Below are 19,471 nucleotides of genomic sequence, written 5' to 3' on the forward strand. Positions count from 1 at the left end.
GGTGCTTACTCAAAACGCCATGCCAGATTGACGCCAACGCCGTAGTTTCTCCCCGGCGCCGGTTCGTAATAGCGTCCGTTTGATTCGTTGACGATCACCGAACCGACATACTCTTTATCAAACAGGTTATCGACCCGGCCAAACACATCGACCGTTAAGTTGCTGTAGTTAAACTTATACCCGGTGTTCAGACCAACCACGGTATACGAGGGCGCTTTTGCCGTGTTGTGATCGTCTGCCATAATGTCCCCCATATAGCGGGCATCGGTGCCGGCATACCAGCCTTCATCCGGTACATATCCCAGCGAGGCGAACCCCATATTACGCGCAATGCCCGGCATGCGGTTACCGTTGCAATCGCCACTTTTGCAGACGTTGCTGCGGTAGGTCGCATCCAGCCAGGTCCAGGAGGCGTTTACCCGCCAGTTACCGGCGAAACGCTGATCCCACGATAATTCCGCACCCTGGCGGCGGGTTTTACCGGCGTTTTTATATGTGGTGCGCCCGCCGCCGCTGGTGGCGACGACAATTTCATCATCCGTATCCGTCTGGAAGAGCGCCGCCGTCAGTAAACCATCGCCAATACGCGTTTTACTGCCAATTTCCACCGTGTCATTGGTGGCGGGTTTCAGGCCGAAGTTCAGGCCGCTTTGTCCGTCCGGGCGATAGGAGAGTTCATTGATGGTCGGCGTTTCAAAACCGCGCCCTGCGGCCAGATAAACGTTCCACGCATCGGTGAACGCATACTTGAGCGCCCCGGCAGGGAGCCATTGATGGTAGCTGGCCTCGCCGCTGTCATCTCTGTTTCCAGGCGTAACGTAATGATCGTTAGAGTCAAACCAGACTGAGCTGTACCGCACGCCGGCATCAAGCGAAAGTTTTTCGGTCAGTTGCCACTGCGTTTGCAGGTAGGGATCGGCGTTCCACATCAGGTTGCGCTCATTACGACGCAAATCGCCTTTCACGCCAAACTGCGGCACGCCGTTATTCAGGCGGTAGTTCTCGTAACCCTTGCGATTTTCGCTCATATTTTCATAGTTCAGGCCGGTGGTGAACGTCACAGGTACGCCCAGCTCGCCCCGGTGCGTCCAGCGGGTGTCGATACCCTGATAATGCCGCTGAAGCACGATTACGCCGCCTGCATGCGCGGGGTTATCCCGCTGCGGCGCCATCGGTATGGACTGGTATTGTGTGGTTTCACGTTCACCGGCATACATCATTACGCTCAGATCGTCGTGTTCGCTGAGCTGACGCTCATAGCGCAGGCCTGCCTGAGTCTGCTTGATGGTTTTTCGCGTGTTGAACTGTTCGGCACGCGGCGACTGCTGCGGGTTGGCTTTCCATTCGGATTCGGTCAGGCCGCCGGGGTCATTCGCGTGAATGTCTACGCTATTGAAAATCAGGCTTAACTTACTGGCATCGTCCAGACGCACCCCCAGTTTTGCGTTAGCCAGATTCTTTTGCGCGCTGCTGCGATCGCGAAAACCGTGGGTGGTGAATCTGGTCGTGGAGACGGTGTAATCCACGTCACCCGCCTGCGTTCCGTCACCCATCGCCCCCGTGGCTTTCATGCCATAGCGCCAGCTACCGAAACTGCCGTAATAGCTGCTGGCTTCAATCGTCGGCGGCTGGCGTCCGGTTTCCGTCGTCACGTTCATCACGCCGCCGGAAGAGTTGCCGTACAGCGCGGAGAAGGGGCCGCGCAGCACTTCCACATTCTGGACGCTGCTCAGATCGATATTGGACGTCTGCCCTTGTCCGTCCGGCATGGTGGCCGGGATGCCGTCAACATACAGACGAATACCGCGAATGCCGTACGCAGAACGGGAGCCAAATCCGCGAATTGACAACTGTAAATCCTGTGCATAGTTCTGACGGTTTTGCACCTGCAAACCGGGCACGCCGTTTAAGGATTCAGACAGATTAATACGCGGCGTCGCCAGTCGCATATCTTCCCCTTCAACCACGGTGACGGCGGCGGGTGTGTCCAGTTCAGACACCGTTTGCGGCGTCGCGCTAACAATCATCGTTTGTTCATCTTCAGCCGTGGCCGCCTGGCTCACCGGCGAGAAAACGAAAGGGAATAAAAGGGCGGGAAATGCGGCCTGACGAGCGGTAATGATCTTCATGAAAAAAAACCAATCACGAGTAAACGTGCCAAATGAAATTTGATGAATACTTTAATTACTTTGTAAATATATGAAAAATTTAATAGCACGATGCGTTAATGGAACATGAAAAAATTAAAGAAATTGTAGACTGCCTGCAAAGAAACGCTCCACTTTGCACTAAATAATGATTACTATTCGCATCTACGTACAGCGAGTGGGACACGGATTCACTCGCCGAAGCCATGTGAAGCAGCTACAAACGTGTTTATCAAAGGGAGTCGTCATGCATTTACGTCATCTGTTTTCGCCGCGCCTGCGTGGTTCTTTACTGTTAGGTTCACTGCTGGTCGCGTCTTCATTTAGCACGCAGGCGGCAGAAGAAATGCTGCGTAAAGCCGTCGGCAAGGGCGCTTATGAAATGGCCTATAGCCAGCAGGAAAATGCGCTGTGGCTGGCTACTTCGCAAAGCCGCAAAACGGACAAAGGTGGGGTGGTTTATCGCCTCGACCCGGTTACCCTTGAGGTGACGCAGGCCATCCATAACGATCTCAAACCGTTTGGCGCGACCATCAACAACGCGACGCAAACGCTGTGGTTTGGTAACACCGTAAATAGCGCGCTGACGGCAATCGATGCCAAAACAGGTGATGTAAAAGGGCGTCTGGTGCTGGATGAGCGCAAGCGTTCCGAAGATGTCCGTCCGCTGCAACCACGCGAACTGGTCAGCGATGATGCGACCAACACCGTATATATCAGCGGTATCGGTAAAGAGAGCGTGATTTGGGTGGTTGACGGTGAAAAAATCGCCCTGAAAACGACCATCCAGAATACCGGTAAAATGAGCACGGGTCTGGCCATTGACAGTCAAGCGAAGCGTCTTTACACCACTAACGCAGACGGCGAGTTCATCACCATCGATACTGCGGACAACAAGATCCTGAGCCGCAAGACATTGCTGGATGACGGGAAAGAGCACTTCTTTATCAACCTGAGCCTCGACACCGCAGGCCATCGCGCTTTTATCACCGATTCCAAAGCGGCTGAAGTTCTGGTGGTGGATACCCGTAATGGCAATGTGCTGGCAAAAGTAGCCGCGCCGGAATCACTGGCCGTGCTGTTCAACCCGACCCGCAACGAAGCCTATGTGACGCACCGCCAGGCCGGTAAAGTGAGCGTGATTGACGCGAAAAGCTATAAGGTCGTGAAAACTTACGACACGCCGACATTCCCGAATAGTCTGGCGCTGTCTGCGGACGGGCAAACGCTGTTCGTGAGCGTGAAGCAGAAATCAACCCGTGAGCAGGAAGCCACTCAGCCAGATGATGTTATCCGCATCGCGCTGTAACGGTTAAATAACGCTGTAAGCATTAAGTAAAAAAAGGAGGGGCAAGCCCCTCCTTTTTACCGCGTAACAACATCCCGATAAACGTCACGCCACCGGGCTGCCAGTGTTAACTCGCCGTCTCTTCTCGTAATACCATGTCCTGCTTACTCTCTTCCTGCGGCACAACCGGCGCGGTGCGGTGAATTTCTGCCACGCGGTTGCGCACGCCAAACCAGCCAGCGACCAGCAGAATGGCAATCAGCGGAAGTGAAGCGATGGTATAGGTGCCGTTAGGGTAATCAAACGCCATCAGCACCAGAACGCTCAGCAGGAACAGCGGGGTGAGCCAGGAAGTAAACGGCGCGCCCGGTAACTTAAAGCTGACGTCTGCCGCTTTGCCTTCTTTAATCGCCTTACGCAAACGCATCTGGCACACCACGATGAAGCCCCAGGAGGCGATAATACCCAGCGATGCGAAGTTAAGGACAATTTCGAAAACCTGAGAAGGCACCAGATAGTTGAGCAACACCCCGATGACATACACGCCCAGCGTCGCCAGAATACCGGCGTACGGCACCTGCTGACGGCTCATTTTCGCCATAAATTTCGGCGCGGAACCGCCCATCGACATCGAACGTAAAATACGGCCGGTGCAGTACAGGCCTGAATTCAGACTGGAGAGGGCCGCCGTCAACACCACAATGTTCATAATGCTGCCGATGTAAGGCACGCCCAGTTTTGAGAAGAAGGTCACGAAGGGGCTCTGACCGGCCTGATACGCGTTCCACGGCAGCAGCAACACCAGCAGGACAACGGAACCAACATAGAACAGGCCAATACGCCAGATCACGCTGTTGATCGCTTTTGGCACCATCGTTTGCGGATCTTTGCACTCTCCGGCCGCCGTACCAACAAGCTCAATCGACGCGAAGGCGAAGACAACGCCCTGAACCAGCACCAGAGCAGGCAACAGGCCATGCGGGAAGAACCCGCCGTTATCGGTGATCAGATGGAAGCCTGTTGTGTTGCCATCCAGCGGTTTGCCGCTTCCTAAAAAGATTGTGCCGACAACCAGAAACAGGACAATCGCCAGCACTTTTACCAGCGCGAACCAGAACTCCATCTCGGCGAACCACTTCACGCCAATCATGTTCATTGTGCCCACAATCGCCAGCGCGCCCAGGGCAAACACCCATTGCGGAACGTCACCGAATGCGCCCCAGTAGTGCATATACAGCGCCACTGCGGTGATATCGACGATCCCGGTCATCGCCCAGTTGATGAAGTACATCCAGCCTGCGACGTATGCCGCTTTCTCGCCTAAAAATTCACGGGCGTAGGAGACGAAGCTGCCGCTGGAAGGGCGATGCAAAACCAGCTCGCCGAGCGCGCGAAGAATAAAGAATGAGAAAATACCGCATACCAGATAAACCAGCGCCAGGGCAGGGCCAGCCATTTGTAGTCGTGCGCCAGCCCCTAAAAACAATCCGGTGCCAATTGCGCCGCCAATGGCAATCATTTGTACCTGTCGGTTGCCCATCGCCTTGTGATAACCCTCTTCATGGGCGTTCAACCAGCGTCGTTTCGCGGCATGTTGTTCAAGCGCGTTTGTATTGTGTGTTTTCATTGTGTTACCTGTTGACCTGTCGGACAGAAGAGATACTTTTTGTGCCGCACCTTTTGCTAACCAAACGATTGCCTGGCTAACGCTGAAACGGTTTTTCCCATCATTCTGTGGTAGGGATAAAACCATCGGCGGAGCATCCTACCTGCAATTGTTAAACGACGCAAAACATACCCGGAAACGCAGCGTTAAGACGTCGTGCTTTTACGTGTGGTCAGCTCAGCCGCGCTGTAGTCACGATTCAGCCAGTAGCACGGTGAATCAACTACACTTAGCGTTTTACACGTTGTGGAGGCCGCATGATCAAAGTTTATGGCGTACCCGGCTGGGGCTCGGCAATTAGCGAAGTCATGCTGACTCTGGCGGAGATTCCGTATCAATTTATCGATGTGAAGGGGTTTGATGCCGAGGGGCCGCAGCGGGATCTGCTCCAGAAGCTCAACCCGCTGTGCCAGATTCCAACGCTGGCGCTGGAAAACGGAGAAATCATGACGGAGAGCGCCGCCATTGCGCTGATGATCCTCGATCGCCGTCCCGATCTCGCGCCGCCGGTCGGACACGCCGAGCGTCAGCAGTTCCAGCGTTTGTTAATCTGGCTGGTAGCGAACGTTTATCCCACATTCACGTATGCTGATTACCCTGAACGCTGGGTGCAAAATGCCCCGGAGCAGTTGAAGAAAAGCTGCCTTGAATACCGTAAGGCGCTGTATATATGGCTCAACGATCGGCTGATAGCGGAACCCTACGCCTTTGGCGGACAGCTAACGCTGCTGGACTGTTATCTGTGCGTGTTGCGCACCTGGGGGCCGGGCCATGACTGGTTTCAGGACAACGCCCCGAACATTAGCGCGATTGCCGATGCGGTCTGCCAGCATCCACCGCTCCAGACGGTGCTGAAAAATAACGACATCATTTAGCACGGGCGGCGCCGATGATGGCCGTCAGCGCACCCAACGATTCCGTCCGGCCTCTTTGGCCCGGTACAGCGCGGCATCGGCATCCGCGATCGTCTGTTCAGCGGTTTTTCCTTTCTCTGAGCAGGCGATACCCTGACTTACCGTGACAGTGTCACTTACCGTTGACGCCGGGTGGGGGATCGCCGCCGCTTCCAGCGCTTTTTGTATTCTCGCCGCCACGCGCTCTGCATCTTGCAACGTCGCGTCAAACAAAATAACAGCGAACTCTTCGCCGCCATAGCGGGCGACCACATCTTCCGGGCTGCGCACCGACTGAGCGAGTATATCCGCGACCTGACTCAGGCAGGCATCACCGGCCGGGTGCCCGTAGGCGTCGTTATAGCGTTTAAAAAAATCGACATCGAGCATGATCAGCGCAAACGCATTTTGCTGCGCCATTGCGTTATGCAGCAGTTTTTCCATTGCGCGCCGGTTTGCCGTACCGGTGAGCGGGTCGCGATGCGCAAGGTTATCCAGGCGCGAAATAAGCAGGTTGTTGTGTTGATTTTGTCGCCAGGCTTCATCAAACCAGCGAATCAGCATAAAACGGCCGCCCAGCAAAATAAGCGAGAAAATGCCCCAGATCACCGCGAAATGAATATTCACTTTCTGATTCAAAACAACGCTGGCGACGGGGACGGTCAGCCATAGCGGGAGCAGAAAAGCGAGTACGCTCGGCGTATGAAAATAGAGTGCGATCACGGCGCTGAGTAATAACACCGCACAGAGAGGATAGGCGAACGTTAATTGCCAGTGGCTGATGAAATAATAACTGCACCAGGACCAGAACAGGCTAAGGGTGATTAATAATCCCTGCGTCAGCCAGGATTGCCGCCGGGAGGTAATCAACAGCAGGGCACAGACCAGCATAATGCCGATAACGGCGTCATCAATAGTGCGGACAATACGCATCTCTGCCAGATAGCGCGCGTGGGTATCGTGGAATAACGCGTCACGAAAAAAGATCATCAGCGCAAAACTGATATTCACAAAAGCAAACCACGGCAGGCTGAGAGCCATTCCTCGTCTCACCATATCCTCGCGAGTGGTCCAAATGGTATGTTTCGCTTTTCTGTTATCCTGAGCCATAGCGTTATCTGAAGAGTGGATGATAAACGGGGATGCCGGAGGGCATTTCGCCTTCAGCCCGCGGTAATTTTTTTGCCCGAGGTAACGAAGGTTCCCGCGCCTAAATGATGCAGGGTATTCAGTTTATCGTCATCAAACTGCCAGCGGCCTTCAATAAAAACACGTTCATCCGCCGCCGCCGAAACCACTTCGCCAAAAAGCGTGTCATATTTTTCCTGTGCCGACGTTGCGGGCAGCAGTCGGCATTCCATCCAGGCAAGGCATTTCTCTTCGATCATGGGTAAACCGAGCACCGGGCCTTTTATCACCGGGATGCCATAGCAGTTGAATTTATCTTCTTCGCGGCCAGAGACGCTGCCTACCGCATACGTCCAGTTCGTTGCCGCTACGCCGGGAATCACGATGCCAAACATACCGCTGCGTTCTATAAGCTCGCGCGACCAGGTGGTTTTATCCAGCACAATGGCAAGACGGGGAGGCTCAAACTCGACGGGCATAGACCACGCCGCCGCCATGACATTCCGCCGCTCCGTGCGATCGTCCCGGCTGGTGATCAGAACCGTCGGGCCGTGATTTAACAGACGGCTGGCATGATGTAGCTCTACAGGACGAAAACGACTCATAGGTATGCCTCGTTCAGGGGGATTATCGTCTTATCGTAACGACACTATTGAAAATAGTGGCTAAAAGATACATGTGCAACGCACGTTATTGTACGTAATACCGCCAAAAATCAATCATACTCCAGGTTGAGAACCGCATCCGTGACATATTACGTCAGGCGGCAGGGTAACAGATTGCCGCCATCAGCGTAGAATCAGCTTTTTTGCGTGAACCCCTACAGACAGGAATGCCTTATGACGTCTTTTTTGACCGCCTATTTTGCCCGCATAAATTGGTCGGGCGCTGCCGAAGCTAATCTTGACACTTTACGAGCGCTGCATTTGCAGCATAACAGCACCATTCCGTTTGAAAATCTGGATGTCTTACTGCCGCGCGAAATTCAGCTCGACGATTTGTCGCTGGAAGAAAAATTGCTGACCGCCCGTCGCGGCGGCTATTGCTTCGAACAAAATGGGCTGTTTGAACGTGCTTTACGGGAGACAGGCTTTACCGTGCGCAGCCTGCTGGGGCGCGTCGTACTAACAAACCCGACCAGCTTGCCGCCACGCACGCACCGGCTGTTACTGGTCGAACTGCAAGGCGAACCGTGGATTGCAGACGTCGGATTTGGCGGGCAGACATTGACCGCGCCCATCCGTTTGCAGGCAGAATGTGAACAACAGACGCCGCATGGCAAATACCGTTTGCGACAAGAGGGGAATAACTGGATTTTGCAGTTCCGCCATCACGATCACTGGCAGTCGATGTATTGCTTCGATCTGGGAGTTCAGCAGCAGAGCGATTACGTGATGGGCAACTTCTGGTCAGCGCACTGGCCGCAGTCGCATTTTCGCCATCACCTGTTGATGTGCCGCCATTTGCCGGATGGCGGTAAGCTGACGCTGACCAATTTCCATTTCACCCATTATCAGGAAGGCCATGCGATAGAACAGCGTAATGTGCCGGATGTGGCGTCGCTTTACGCGCTATTGCAGGAGCAGTTTGGGCTGGGAGTCGATGATGCGAAGCACGGGTTTACCGAGGCGGAATTAGCGGCCGTTATGGCGGCGTTTGATACCCACCCGGAGGCAGGGAAATAACGTTTTGCGCCGGATGGCGGCTTACGCCTGATCCGGCCTACAGGGAGTATTTTGTAGGCCCGGTAAGCGTCGCGCCACCGGGCATGGGGTCAGCGACGTGAGCGGACAATCTGGTAGCGGCGAGTGAAATACTCAAACGGCGCGCTCCAGACATGCACCAGACGCGTGAACGGGAAAATCAGGAAGATGGTCATTCCCAACACCAGATGCGCGCGGAAAATTGGCGCCACGCCGTCCAGATGCGCCGAAGCGCCGCCCTGGAACGTCACAACCGCCTGCGCCCAACCGACCAGTTTCAGCATCTCGCTTCCGTCCGGGTGTTGCGCGGAGAACGGTATTGTCGTCAGCCCGAGGATGCACTGGATCAGCAGGATACAGAGGATCAAAATATCCGCCGTGGATGAACTGGCGCGCACGCGCTGATTAAACAGGCGCCGAATCAGCAGACCAGCGCCGCCGACCAGCGTCAGCACACCGCAGACCCCACCAAGAATCATCGCCATTTGCTGTTTCACCGCAATGGGCAGGAACCAGGCGTACATCCAGTGGGGCGTTAACATACCGAACAGATGGCCGAAGAAGATCCCCAGGATGCCGATATGGAACAGGTTTGACCATAGCACCATGCCGCGTTTGTCCAGCATCTGGCTGGACGAGGCGCGCCAGGTGTACTGTCCGTAGTCATAGCGCAACCAACTGCCGAGAATAAACACCGTGCCGCAGAGGTAGGGGTAGATGTCGTAAAAAAAGACGTTCAGGTACTGTATCATTTCGGGCCTCCCGCGCTGACGTCGACATACTGTGGCGCCACGTCCTGGCTAAAGCGTCGTTGATAGTGTTGTAACGGAGAACTGTCACAGGCGGTGGCGTTATCTTCGATAAACTTCACCTGTTCCTCTTCCCAGACGGCATCCAGCGCCTGACGGGTATCGTCACGCGCCTCGCCGCCGATCTGCTGTGTGACACTGTCACTGGAAAGTGGGCTACCCGCTAGCGATAGCAGGGCGTCAAACAGCTGATACCACGGCGTTTCCCGTTGTTTTAAACGCCCGCCCAGCAGCGCGAGGATCGGCGCGATGTTCTGCAATCCCTCCCGCGCTTCTGCTTCCGGCAGCACGCTCAAATACTCCAGATAGAGCGGCAGATGGTCGGGTAACTCGCGGCAGTCAAGTTGCAGTCCCACCTTTTCATACTGGGCCAGCAGATCGACCATTGCCTGGCCCCGATCGCGCGATTCCGCATGAACGTGTTCAAACAGCAACAGCGACGTCGCGTGCCCGCGATCAAAGACTTCGCACCACTGCGCCTGCTTATCCAGCAGCGGGGCGTTTAACAGCTCAGTGGTGAAGTCGGTGAGCATTGGCGCGTCATGGCGAATAAGCGCGATGGCGTCGTCACGGCACTCCCACAACAGCTCATCCGGGTACTCCATCAGCAAGCCGATAATCTTGAGGATCTGCATTATTCGCCCTCCGCCTTATCGCGTACTTCGGTGATGTTGATGGCGTCAATGCGGCTGCTGTTAAACAGGTTAAATTTGGTGTCGGAACCGTGGCAGCCATCGCCGAAGGTGAAGCCGCAGCCGTTACGCTCAGGGAAGGCGTCACGCGCCATTTCGCGGTGACTGGTTGGGATCACGAAACGATCTTCGTAGTTGGCGATCGCCAGGTAGCGGTACATCTCTTCCACCTGTTCCACACTTAAACCGACTTCCTCAATAGCGCGGGTGTCCGTAACGCCTTCCACCGTCTGCGAACGCATATAGTGGCGCATCGCCATCATCCGTTTCAGGGCGCGCAGCACCGGGCCGGTATCGCCTGCGCTCAGCATATTGGCAAGGTACTGCACCGGAATACGCAGGCTTTCGATCGCCGGAAGCACACCTTCGGTTTGCGGCAGGCCGCCAGCATCGGCATAAGACTGAATTGGCGACAGCGGCGGCACGTACCAGACCATCGGCAGGGTGCGGTATTCCGGGTGTAACGGCAGCGCCAGCTTCCAGTCCATCGCCATTTTGTAGACCGGGGAACGCTGAGCGGCCTCAATCACGTTTTGCGGAATACCCTGTTTTAGCGCTTCTTCAATCACCGCCGGATCGTTCGGGTCAAGGAACACGTCGCACTGGCGCTCATAGAGATCGGTTTCGTGTTCGGTGCTGGCCGCTTCTTCAATGCGGTCCGCGTCATACAACAACACGCCGAGATAGCGAATACGGCCAACACAGGTTTCCGAGCAGACGGTCGGCTGACCGGATTCGATACGCGGATAACAGAAAATACATTTTTCTGATTTGCCGCTTTTCCAGTTGAAGTAGATTTTTTTGTACGGACAACCGCTGATGCACAGACGCCAGCCGCGACATTTGTCCTGGTCGATCAGCACAATGCCATCTTCTTCACGCTTATAAATCGCGCCGCTCGGGCAGGTCGCCACACAGCTCGGGTTCAGGCAGTGCTCGCACAGACGCGGCAGATACATCATGAAGGTGTTTTCGAACTGGCCGTACATCTCCTTTTGCATCTTCTCGAAGTTACGATCGCGGGCACGTTTTGAAAATTCGCCGCCGAGCAATTCTTCCCAGTTTGGCCCCCAGACAATTTTGTCCATCCTTTTGCCGTCAATCAGCGAACGCGGGCGGGCGGTGGGCTGGTTTTTGCTCTCCGGCGCGCTGTGCAGATGCTGATAATCGTAGGTAAACGGTTCGTAGTAATCATCGATTTGCGGGATCACCGGGTTGGCGAAAATTTTGGTGATAACGCCCATCTTGCCGCCCAGACGCGGTCTTATCTTGCCGTTGACATCGCGAACCCAGCCGCCTTGCCACTCCTCCTGATCTTCCCAGTTTTTCGGATAGCCGATACCAGGTTTTGTCTCAACGTTGTTAAACCACGCGTACTCCATACCTTCACGCCCGGTCCAGACGTTTTTACAGGTGACGGAGCAGGTGTGGCAGCCGATGCACTTATCAAGGTTGAGAACCATGCCTACCTGTGAGCGTATTTTCATTTTTTCGCCTCCTGTACCTGATCCCGACCTTCATCATCCAGCCAGTTAATATTTTTCATTTTTCTAATCATGATGAACTCGTCGCGGTTCGAACCGACCGTACCGTAGTAGTTAAAGCTGTAGGCCAGCTGCGCATAGCCGCCGATCATATGGGTCGGTTTCGGGCAGACGCGCGTAACGGAGTTGTGGATCCCGCCGCGCATCCCTGTGACTTCAGAACCCGGGATATTCATGATGCGTTCCTGAGCGTGGTACATCATGGTCATACCCGGCGGCACGCGCTGGCTGACCACCGCACGCGCGGTGAGGGCGCCGTTGGCGTTGAAGGCCTCGATCCAGTCGTTATCCTCAATGCCGAGCTCACGGGCATCGGTTTCACTGATCCAGACAATCGGCCCGCCGCGCGACAGCGTCAGCATGAGCAGGTTTTCGCTATAGGTGGAGTGAATGCCCCATTTCTGGTGCGGCGTGAGGAAGTTCAGCGCTTTTTCCGGGAAACCGTTCGGCGGGATTTCGCGCATTTCGCTGACGCTACGGGTGTCAATCGGCGGACGGTAGGCCACCAGACTTTCCCCGAAGGCGCGCATCCAGGCGTGATCCTGATAGAGCTGCTGACGACCGGACAGCGTGCGCCACGGGATCAGCTCATGGACGTTGGTGTACCCGGCATTGTAAGAGACATGCTCGCTTTCAAGACCGGACCAGGTCGGGCTGGAGATAATTTTGCGCGGCTGGGCCTGAATATCCCGGAAGCGGATTTTCTCGTCTTCTTTGTTCAGCGCCAGATGAGTATGATCGCGCCCGGTAATCGCGCCCAGCGCCTCCCAGGCTTTGACTGCCACCTGACCGTTGGTTTCCGGCGCCAGCGCAAGGATGACCTCAGAGGCGTCCAGCGCGGTGTCAATCAGCGGGCGACCTTTCGCCGGGCCTTCGCGTTTGGTGTAATTGAGTTTACCGAGGAAATCGACTTCGTTTTCCGTATTCCAGGAAATGCCTTTCCCGCCGTTGCCCAGCGTATCCATCAATGGGCCGAGGGAGGTGAACCGCTCATACGTCGCCGGATAGTCGCGTTCCACCACCGCGATGTTCGGCGCGGTTTTACCGGGGATAAGATCGCATTCGCCTTTGCGCCAGTCGAGAATATCAAACGGCTGCGCCAGCTCCGCCGGGGAGTCATGCTGTAGCGGTTGCAGCACCACATCGGTTTCTTTGCCAAGATGCCCCACGCAGACGTCGGAGAACACTTTGGCGATCCCTTTGTAGATTTCCCAGTCGCTTTTCGATTCCCACGCCGGGTCAACGGCAGCAGACAGCGGATGAATAAACGGATGCATATCCGAGGTATTCATGTCGTCTTTTTCATACCAGGTGGCGGTCGGCAGCACAATATCCGAGAACAGGCAGGTGCTGGACATACGGAAATCCAGCGTCACCAGCAGGTCGAGTTTGCCTTCAATGGCGGCCGTTTGCCACTCCACATCTTCCGGTTTGACGCCATCACTGGACCCCAGCGCCTCTCCCTGAATGCCGCTTTCGGTGCCCAGCAGGTATTTGAGCATGTATTCATGCCCCTTGCCGGATGAACCCAGCAAATTCGAGCGCCAGACGAAGAGGTTGCGCGGGTGGTTTTTACCGCTGTCCGGCTGCTCGCAGGCAAAACGAATATCCCCCGACTTCAGCGCCTGTACGGTGTAATCGGCAGGGGATAATCCGGCCTGTTCCGCTTTGCTTTTCAGCGTGAGCGGGTTGAGATTGAGCTGAGGCGCGGAGGGCAGCCAGCCCATACGTTCAGCTCGCACGTTGAAATCAATTAAATGGCCGGTAAAGCGTGAGGAATCAGCCAGCGGCGACAGCAGTTCCTGCGCGGTCAGTTTTTCATAACGCCACTGGCTGGCGTGATTATAGAAAAACGACGTGCTGTTCATCTGACGCGGCGGGCGGTTCCAGTCCAGCGCAAACGCCAGCGGCAGCCAGCCGGTTTGCGGGCGTAACTTTTCCTGCCCCACGTAGTGCGCCCAGCCGCCGCCGCTTTGTCCCACGCAGCCGCAGAACACGAGGATGTTAATCATCCCGCGATAGTTCATATCCATGTGATACCAGTGGTTCACACCGGCACCGAGGATGATCATGGAACGGCCATGCGTTTTATGCGCGGTATCGGCGAATTCCCGGGCGATCGTTTCGATGTGACGACGCGGTACGCCGGTAATTTGTTCACCCCAGGCGGGAGTGTAGGCCTTAATTTCCGCGTAATCTTTGGCGCTGTGATCGTCATCCAGACCACGATCCAGGCCATAATTCGCCAGCACCAGGTCGTAGACGCTGACGACCGGGCAGAGGCTGCCATCGGCCAGGGTAAGACGCTTCACCGGCAACTGGCGCACCAGAACCGGTTCTTGCTTCACACTGCGAAAATGCGGGTTCTCATTACCGCCAAAGTAAGGGAACGCCACGCCAGCGACATCATCATGCTGGCCCAGCAAGGAGAGGGTCAGTTCCGTTTCGTTGCCTGCCGCCAGCGGCTCAAGATTCCACTTGCCTTTCTCGCCCCAGCGAAAGCCGATAGAGCCGTTCGGCACCACCAGTTCACCCGCGCGGTTATAAGCGACGGTTTTCCATTCCGGGTTATTGGTTTCACCCAGCCCGTCGACCAGATCGGACGCCCGCATCATGCGACCCGGCACATAGCTGCCGTCTCCGCGCGCTTCAAGCATGACCAGCATCGGCATGTCGGTATAGCGGCGACAGTAATTCAGGAAATAGTCGCTGGGGTTATCGAGATGAAACTCTTTGAGGATGACGTGGCCCATTGCCATCGCCAGCGCGCTGTCAGTACCTTGCTTCGGCGCCAGCCACTGGTCGCACAGCTTGGCGACTTCTGAGTAGTCCGGCGTAATGGCAATTGTCTTGGTGCCTTTGTAACGCACTTCTGTGAAGAAGTGTGCGTCCGGCGTGCGCGTTTGCGGCACGTTAGAGCCCCAGGCGATGATATAGCTGGAGTTGTACCAGTCTGCGGATTCCGGGACATCGGTTTGCTCGCCCCACGTCATCGGCGATGCGGGCGGCAGATCGCAGTACCAGTCATAGAAACTCAGACAGGTTCCGCCGAGCAACGAGAGATAACGAGTCCCGGCGGCGTAGGAGACCATCGACATCGCCGGAATCGGCGAGAACCCGGCGACACGGTCAGGGCCATAATTTTTGACGGTCCAGACGTTGGCCGCCGCGATCAGCTGATTAAGTTCTTTCCAGTTAGAACGAATAAACCCACCGCGTCCGCGCACCTGCTTGTAGCTTTGGCACTTTTGCGGATCGTTCATGATCGACTCCCACGCCAGTACCGGATCAGGCTGGCGGGAAAGGGCGTCACGCCACAGTTCAATCAGGCGTTTACGCACCAGCGGATACTTCAGGCGGTTAGCGCTATAGAGATACCAGGAATAGCTGGCGCCGCGTGGGCAGCCGCGCGGTTCATGATTAGGCAGATCCGGGCGGGTTCGGGGGTAGTCCGTCTGCTGCGTTTCCCAGGTCACCAGACCATTTTTAACGTAGATTTTCCAGCTACAGGAGCCGGTGCAGTTCACGCCATGCGTGGAGCGCACGATTTTATCGAACTGCCAGCGCTGACGATAACTGTCCTCCCAGTCCCGGTTGGTGTGCATCACCTGACCGTGACCGTCCGCAAAAGTGTCGCCTTTTTGCTTAAAATAGCGAAAGCGATCCAACAGTTTACTCATGACATTTCTCCTGCTCCATAATGTGTCAGGCGGTCTTGTAGGCCGGATAAGGCGCTGCGCGATTGCCTGATGGCGACGCCCGGCGTCTTATCCGGCCTACGTCCGAACCTGTGATGAATATGTTTTATTTTTTTGTTGCTGCCGGTTTACGGCGACCATAAACCAGCCAGGTCACCAGTACGCAAACGATGTAAAACACCAGAAAGATTTTCATTGCGCCAACCGGCGAGCCGGTCAACGCCAGAGAAGAACCAAAAGCTTTAGGGATAAAGAAACCGCCGACTGCGCCAATCGCAGAGATAAAACCGAGGGCGGCGGCCGTATCGGTCACGGCTTCACGCTGGGCCTGCGCATCTGAGCCGCCGCGCAGTTTCACTCTGTAGATCGTGATCTGGCGGAAAATGACCGCAATCATCTGGAAGGTCGAGCCGCTTCCCAAGCCCGCCGTCAGGAAAAGCCCCATAAACACCAGATAGAAGGCGATAAAACTTCCTGAGCCGGAGCCCGGTAATGTCAGAAACAGCAGGGCGGTAAACAGCGCCATGAAAACGAAGTTAATCAGCGTGACGCGAACGCCGCCGAACTTGTCAGAAATAACGCCGCCCGCAGAACGCGCAAGCGCGCCGATAAACGGGCCAAAGAAGGCCAGTTGCAGAATATTGACGTCGGGAAACTGGGTTTTCGCCAGCATGGCGAATCCTGCGGAGAAACCGATAAAAGAACCGAAGGTGGCGAGATAGAGCAGGCTGAGCAGCCAAAGGTGAAAGCGTTTCAGCACCGGCAGTTGAGAAGCGACAGAGGCTTTCGAACTGGCGATATCATTCATCCCGGTCCAGGCTGCGAGGGTCGCGATAAGCAATAACGGCACCCAGATCCACGCGGCATTCGTCAGCGAAAGCAGCGAGCCATCGGGCTGCGGCACGCCCTGTACGCCCAGAAAAGTGAACATGGGCAGGAAAATCACCAGCGGGGCGACAAGTTGCATCACGCTGACGCCAAGGTTGCCTAAACCGCCGTTCACGCCGAGGGCGCTACCTTGCTTTGCTTTCGGGAAGAAAAAACTGATGTTGCCCATACTGGAGGCAAAGTTAGCGCCAGCAAAACCGCACAGCAGCGCAATGATAATAAATACTCCAAAAGGGGTGGATGTGTTTTGCACCGCAAAACCGAGCCAGATACAGGGAATAATCAGAATAACTGTGCTAAAAATCGTCCAGCGACGCCCGCCAAATATAGGTACCATAAAGGAGTAGGGCACGCGTAATATAGCCCCGGACAGCGAAGGTAAAGCGGTTAATAAAAAGAGCTGGTCAGTGGTGAAATTAAAACCAATCTTATTCAAATTAACGGCGACGGCACTAAATAACATCCAGACGCAGAATGCGAGCAATAAACAAGCCACTGATATCCAAAGATTTCTTCGGGCAATGTGTTTACCTTTGTTTTCCCAGAAAGCGGGTTGTTCTGGCCTCCAGTCACTCAAAAGATAACGATTATTTTTCTCATTTTGTAGCGCCATATTGCCCTCACACGCACACGTCGTTCATGAAAAAAAAGAAATAAGTCCAGGAAGGGCGCGCGGGCCCTTTTTAGAATTTATTGAAGACTTTTAAGAATATTGATTGAAAGGATAGATAAAAAAGCGAGACCACGAGGAGTGAAGGGCGGTTAATAAGTTGCTTAAGTGTTACCAAATGTAAACACAAAAGATGCATTGTTAACTGGCGTATAACATCAGCGAAATAACTCCAGTGTAATCATGCGGTCCAGATGCTGCTGGTAGGCAGGATCGGTCATTTCAGACATACCGAGGGCGTACATGCCGTCCAGTCCGCAGGCTAATGCGATTAATCGCCAGGCGACATCAGCGGCGGCTGAGGCCAATGAAAATTCTCCTGCTTCCTGACCGCCTTCAATGATGGCGGTCGTTTCTTCATGCCACATTTGCATGGTCAGCAGGTAGGCGCTTTTAATTTCCGGGTCGTTATCCGCCAGGATCTGCGCTTCCCGCCAGAGTTTAATGTAGGGCTCTAATCCGCCATCGTCACTCCCCAGCATGGCGTGCAGCCGCATGCGCCAGGTGCAGTGCTCGGGCACCAGGCTGGCATCCAGCAAGGTGCGAATCAGACGAACGAATACCTGAGATTTAAGCTCGCCCGAACTGCTGAAATGGTGGTGGAGTTGTCCGGTCGCGACGCCGGCTTCCTGCGCAATTCGCCTTACCGTCATGCCGCTCAATCCCTCTTCCAGCGCGACGCGCATTGCCGCTTGCAGGATCACCTCACGGCGCTCATCCCGATTCAGATAACTCATGGCTTTCTCCCATTTTCGCAGTTGGCGCAGTGTAACAAAAAGCTGGACATGCGTTCAACTTTCCGTAGGATCGCGAGAGTTGAACATGTGTTCAGTTTTTTGCTTTCAAAGGACGTTTTATGTTTCGTCAGTGGTTAACGTTAATGATTATTGTACTGGTCTACATCCCTGTTGCGATTGATGCAACGGTGCTGCACGTTGCCGCACCCACGCTGAGCATGACGTTGGGCGCCAGTGGCAACGAGCTGTTGTGGATCATTGATATTTATTCTCTGGTGATGGCAGGGATGGTATTGCCGATGGGCGCGCTGGGCGATCGAATCGGCTTTAAACGCCTGCTGTTGCTGGGGGGAGGCTTATTCGGTCTTGCGTCGCTGGCGGCAGCGTTCGCCCACAGCGCCAGTTGGCTGATTGCTACCCGCGCGATTCTGGCTATCGGCGCGGCGATGATTGTTCCGGCGACGCTGGCCGGTATCCGCGCCACGTTTTCTGAGGCCCGTCACCGTAATATGGCGCTTGGCGTCTGGGCGGCCGTAGGGTCGGGCGGCGCCGCGTTCGGCCCGCTGGTCGGCGGTATGTTACTGGAGCACTTTTACTGGGGATCGGTCTTTCTGATCAATGTGCCCATTGTTCTGGTGGTGATGGCGTTAACGGCGCGCTTTGTGCCTCGCCAGTCCGGTCGCCGCGATCAGCCATTGAACTTTAGCCATGCGGTCATGCTGATTATCGCCATCCTGCTGCTGGTATACAGCGCGAAAACCGCGCTGAAAGGGCAACTGGCCAGCGGCGTTATCGCCCTGACGCTGATGATCGGCGCGCTGTTGTTGGGCATGTTTATCCGCACGCAGCTCGCCGCCGCGCGCCCGATGATCGATATGCGTCTGTTTACGCATCGCATCATTCTGAGCGGCGTTGTGATGGCGATGACGGCGATGATCACGCTGGTCGGCTTCGAGTTGCTGATGGCGCAGGAGCTTCAGTTTGTTCATGGCTTAACGCCGTATGAAGCAGGGCTGTTTATGCTGCCGGTGATGCTCGCAAGTGGATTCAGCGGCCCCCTTGCCGGGATGCTGGTTTCACGACTGGGATTGCGAACAGTGGCGACTGGCGGCATGGCGCTAAGCGCGCTGAGCTTTTATGGCCTGGCAATGACGGATTTCAGCACGCAGCAATGGCAGGCCTGGTGCCTGATGGCGCTGCTGGGTTTTAGCGCCGCCAGCGCGTTGCTCGCCTCTACCGCCGCCATTATGGCCGCCGCGCCCGCAGAAAAAGCGGCGGCGGCCGGGGCGATAGAAACCATGGCCTATGAACTGGGCGCCGGGCTTGGCATTGCAATCTTTGGCTTGTTGTTAAGCCGCAGCTTTTCCGCATCTATCCTGCTTCCTTCCGGCCTGAACGCAGAGGAAATCGAACGCGCATCGTCGTCAATGGGAGAAGCGGTGCAGCTGGCGGATACGCTATCGCCTTCACTTGGTGAGGCGATACTGGACGCCGCCAGACAGGCGTTTACCTGGTCGCACAGCGTGGCGCTGAGCAGTGCCGGAAGCATGTTAATTCTGTTAGCAGTAGGAATGTGGTTTAGTCTGGCAAAAGTAAAACGCGGCTAAC

The 19,471-nt window shown here is 55.4% G+C and carries 14 protein-coding genes; 4 read left to right on the top strand and 10 right to left on the bottom strand.

Annotated features, from left to right (window positions below; all coding sequences use genetic code 11):
- Nucleotides 1–5: 5 nt before the first annotated feature.
- On the bottom strand, nt 6–2,129 hold the full coding sequence (gene pqqU / locus OGV82_RS16330) for a TonB-dependent receptor PqqU (protein ID WP_012132367.1): 2,124 nt from the start codon (nt 2,127–2,129) through the stop codon (nt 6–8).
- Nucleotides 2,130–2,394: 265 nt separating this feature from the next.
- On the opposite strand from pqqU, the gene yncE reads away from it, so the two are divergent.
- Nucleotides 2,395–3,456, top strand: a complete 1,062-nt coding sequence (yncE, locus tag OGV82_RS16335) for a 7-bladed beta-propeller protein YncE (protein WP_024130323.1) — start codon at nt 2,395–2,397, stop codon at nt 3,454–3,456.
- A 106-nt stretch (nt 3,457–3,562) separates the two neighbouring features.
- Here yncE and ansP read toward each other — a convergent pair whose 3' ends face one another.
- Entirely contained in the window at nt 3,563–5,062 is a 1,500-nt protein-coding gene (gene ansP, locus OGV82_RS16340) for an L-asparagine permease (RefSeq protein WP_200098734.1), read from the bottom strand.
- A gap of 296 nt (nt 5,063–5,358) precedes the next feature.
- On the opposite strand from ansP, the gene OGV82_RS16345 reads away from it, so the two are divergent.
- The gene (locus tag OGV82_RS16345; RefSeq protein WP_047463649.1) at nt 5,359–5,976 is read left to right on the top strand and encodes a glutathione S-transferase family protein; all 618 of its coding nucleotides are present in this window, start codon (nt 5,359–5,361) and stop codon (nt 5,974–5,976) included.
- A 24-nt stretch (nt 5,977–6,000) separates the two neighbouring features.
- Here the strand turns inward: OGV82_RS16345 and OGV82_RS16350 are convergent, their stop codons facing one another.
- Nucleotides 6,001–7,050, bottom strand: a complete 1,050-nt coding sequence (locus OGV82_RS16350) for a GGDEF domain-containing protein (protein WP_072025350.1) — start codon at nt 7,048–7,050, stop codon at nt 6,001–6,003.
- A gap of 107 nt (nt 7,051–7,157) precedes the next feature.
- Entirely contained in the window at nt 7,158–7,727 is a 570-nt protein-coding gene (locus OGV82_RS16355; RefSeq protein WP_024130325.1) for a flavin reductase family protein, read from the bottom strand.
- Nucleotides 7,728–7,961: 234 nt separating this feature from the next.
- Between OGV82_RS16355 and nhoA the strand changes: the two genes are divergently transcribed.
- Complete coding sequence (nhoA, locus tag OGV82_RS16360; RefSeq protein WP_047463652.1) at nt 7,962–8,807, top strand: N-hydroxyarylamine O-acetyltransferase; 846 nt, start codon at nt 7,962–7,964, stop codon at nt 8,805–8,807.
- 89 nt (nt 8,808–8,896) lie between these two features.
- On the opposite strand, the gene narI is transcribed toward nhoA, so the two are convergent.
- The 6 genes from narI to OGV82_RS16390 form a co-directional block, all read right to left on the bottom strand.
- A complete protein-coding gene (gene narI, locus OGV82_RS16365) occupies nt 8,897–9,577 on the bottom strand; it encodes a respiratory nitrate reductase subunit gamma (RefSeq protein WP_012132374.1) in 681 nt (226 codons plus the stop codon).
- Nucleotides 9,574–10,269: a nitrate reductase molybdenum cofactor assembly chaperone gene (narW, locus tag OGV82_RS16370; protein WP_101744144.1), complete on the bottom strand. Its 696-nt coding sequence runs from the start codon at nt 10,267–10,269 to the stop codon at nt 9,574–9,576. The genes narI and narW overlap by 4 nt, the downstream gene beginning before the upstream one ends.
- Nucleotides 10,269–11,813: a nitrate reductase subunit beta gene (narH, locus tag OGV82_RS16375; protein WP_012132376.1), complete on the bottom strand. Its 1,545-nt coding sequence runs from the start codon at nt 11,811–11,813 to the stop codon at nt 10,269–10,271. The genes narW and narH overlap by 1 nt, the downstream gene beginning before the upstream one ends.
- On the bottom strand, nt 11,810–15,550 hold the full coding sequence (locus tag OGV82_RS16380) for a nitrate reductase subunit alpha (protein ID WP_047463654.1): 3,741 nt from the start codon (nt 15,548–15,550) through the stop codon (nt 11,810–11,812). Before OGV82_RS16380 ends, narH begins: the two co-directional genes overlap by 4 nt.
- Before the next feature lie 124 nt (nt 15,551–15,674).
- Entirely contained in the window at nt 15,675–17,069 is a 1,395-nt protein-coding gene (locus OGV82_RS16385) for a NarK family nitrate/nitrite MFS transporter (protein ID WP_012132378.1), read from the bottom strand.
- Nucleotides 17,070–17,284: 215 nt separating this feature from the next.
- A complete protein-coding gene (locus tag OGV82_RS16390; protein WP_012132379.1) occupies nt 17,285–17,863 on the bottom strand; it encodes a TetR family transcriptional regulator in 579 nt (192 codons plus the stop codon).
- A 119-nt stretch (nt 17,864–17,982) separates the two neighbouring features.
- On the opposite strand from OGV82_RS16390, the gene OGV82_RS16395 reads away from it, so the two are divergent.
- A complete protein-coding gene (locus OGV82_RS16395; protein WP_012132380.1) occupies nt 17,983–19,470 on the top strand; it encodes an MFS transporter in 1,488 nt (495 codons plus the stop codon).
- Nucleotide 19,471 lies beyond the last annotated feature (1 nt).

This window comes from Citrobacter sp. CK191, from assembly GCF_030333435.1.
In the GTDB taxonomy this organism is placed as follows: Bacteria; Pseudomonadota; Gammaproteobacteria; order Enterobacterales; family Enterobacteriaceae; genus Citrobacter_B; species Citrobacter_B koseri.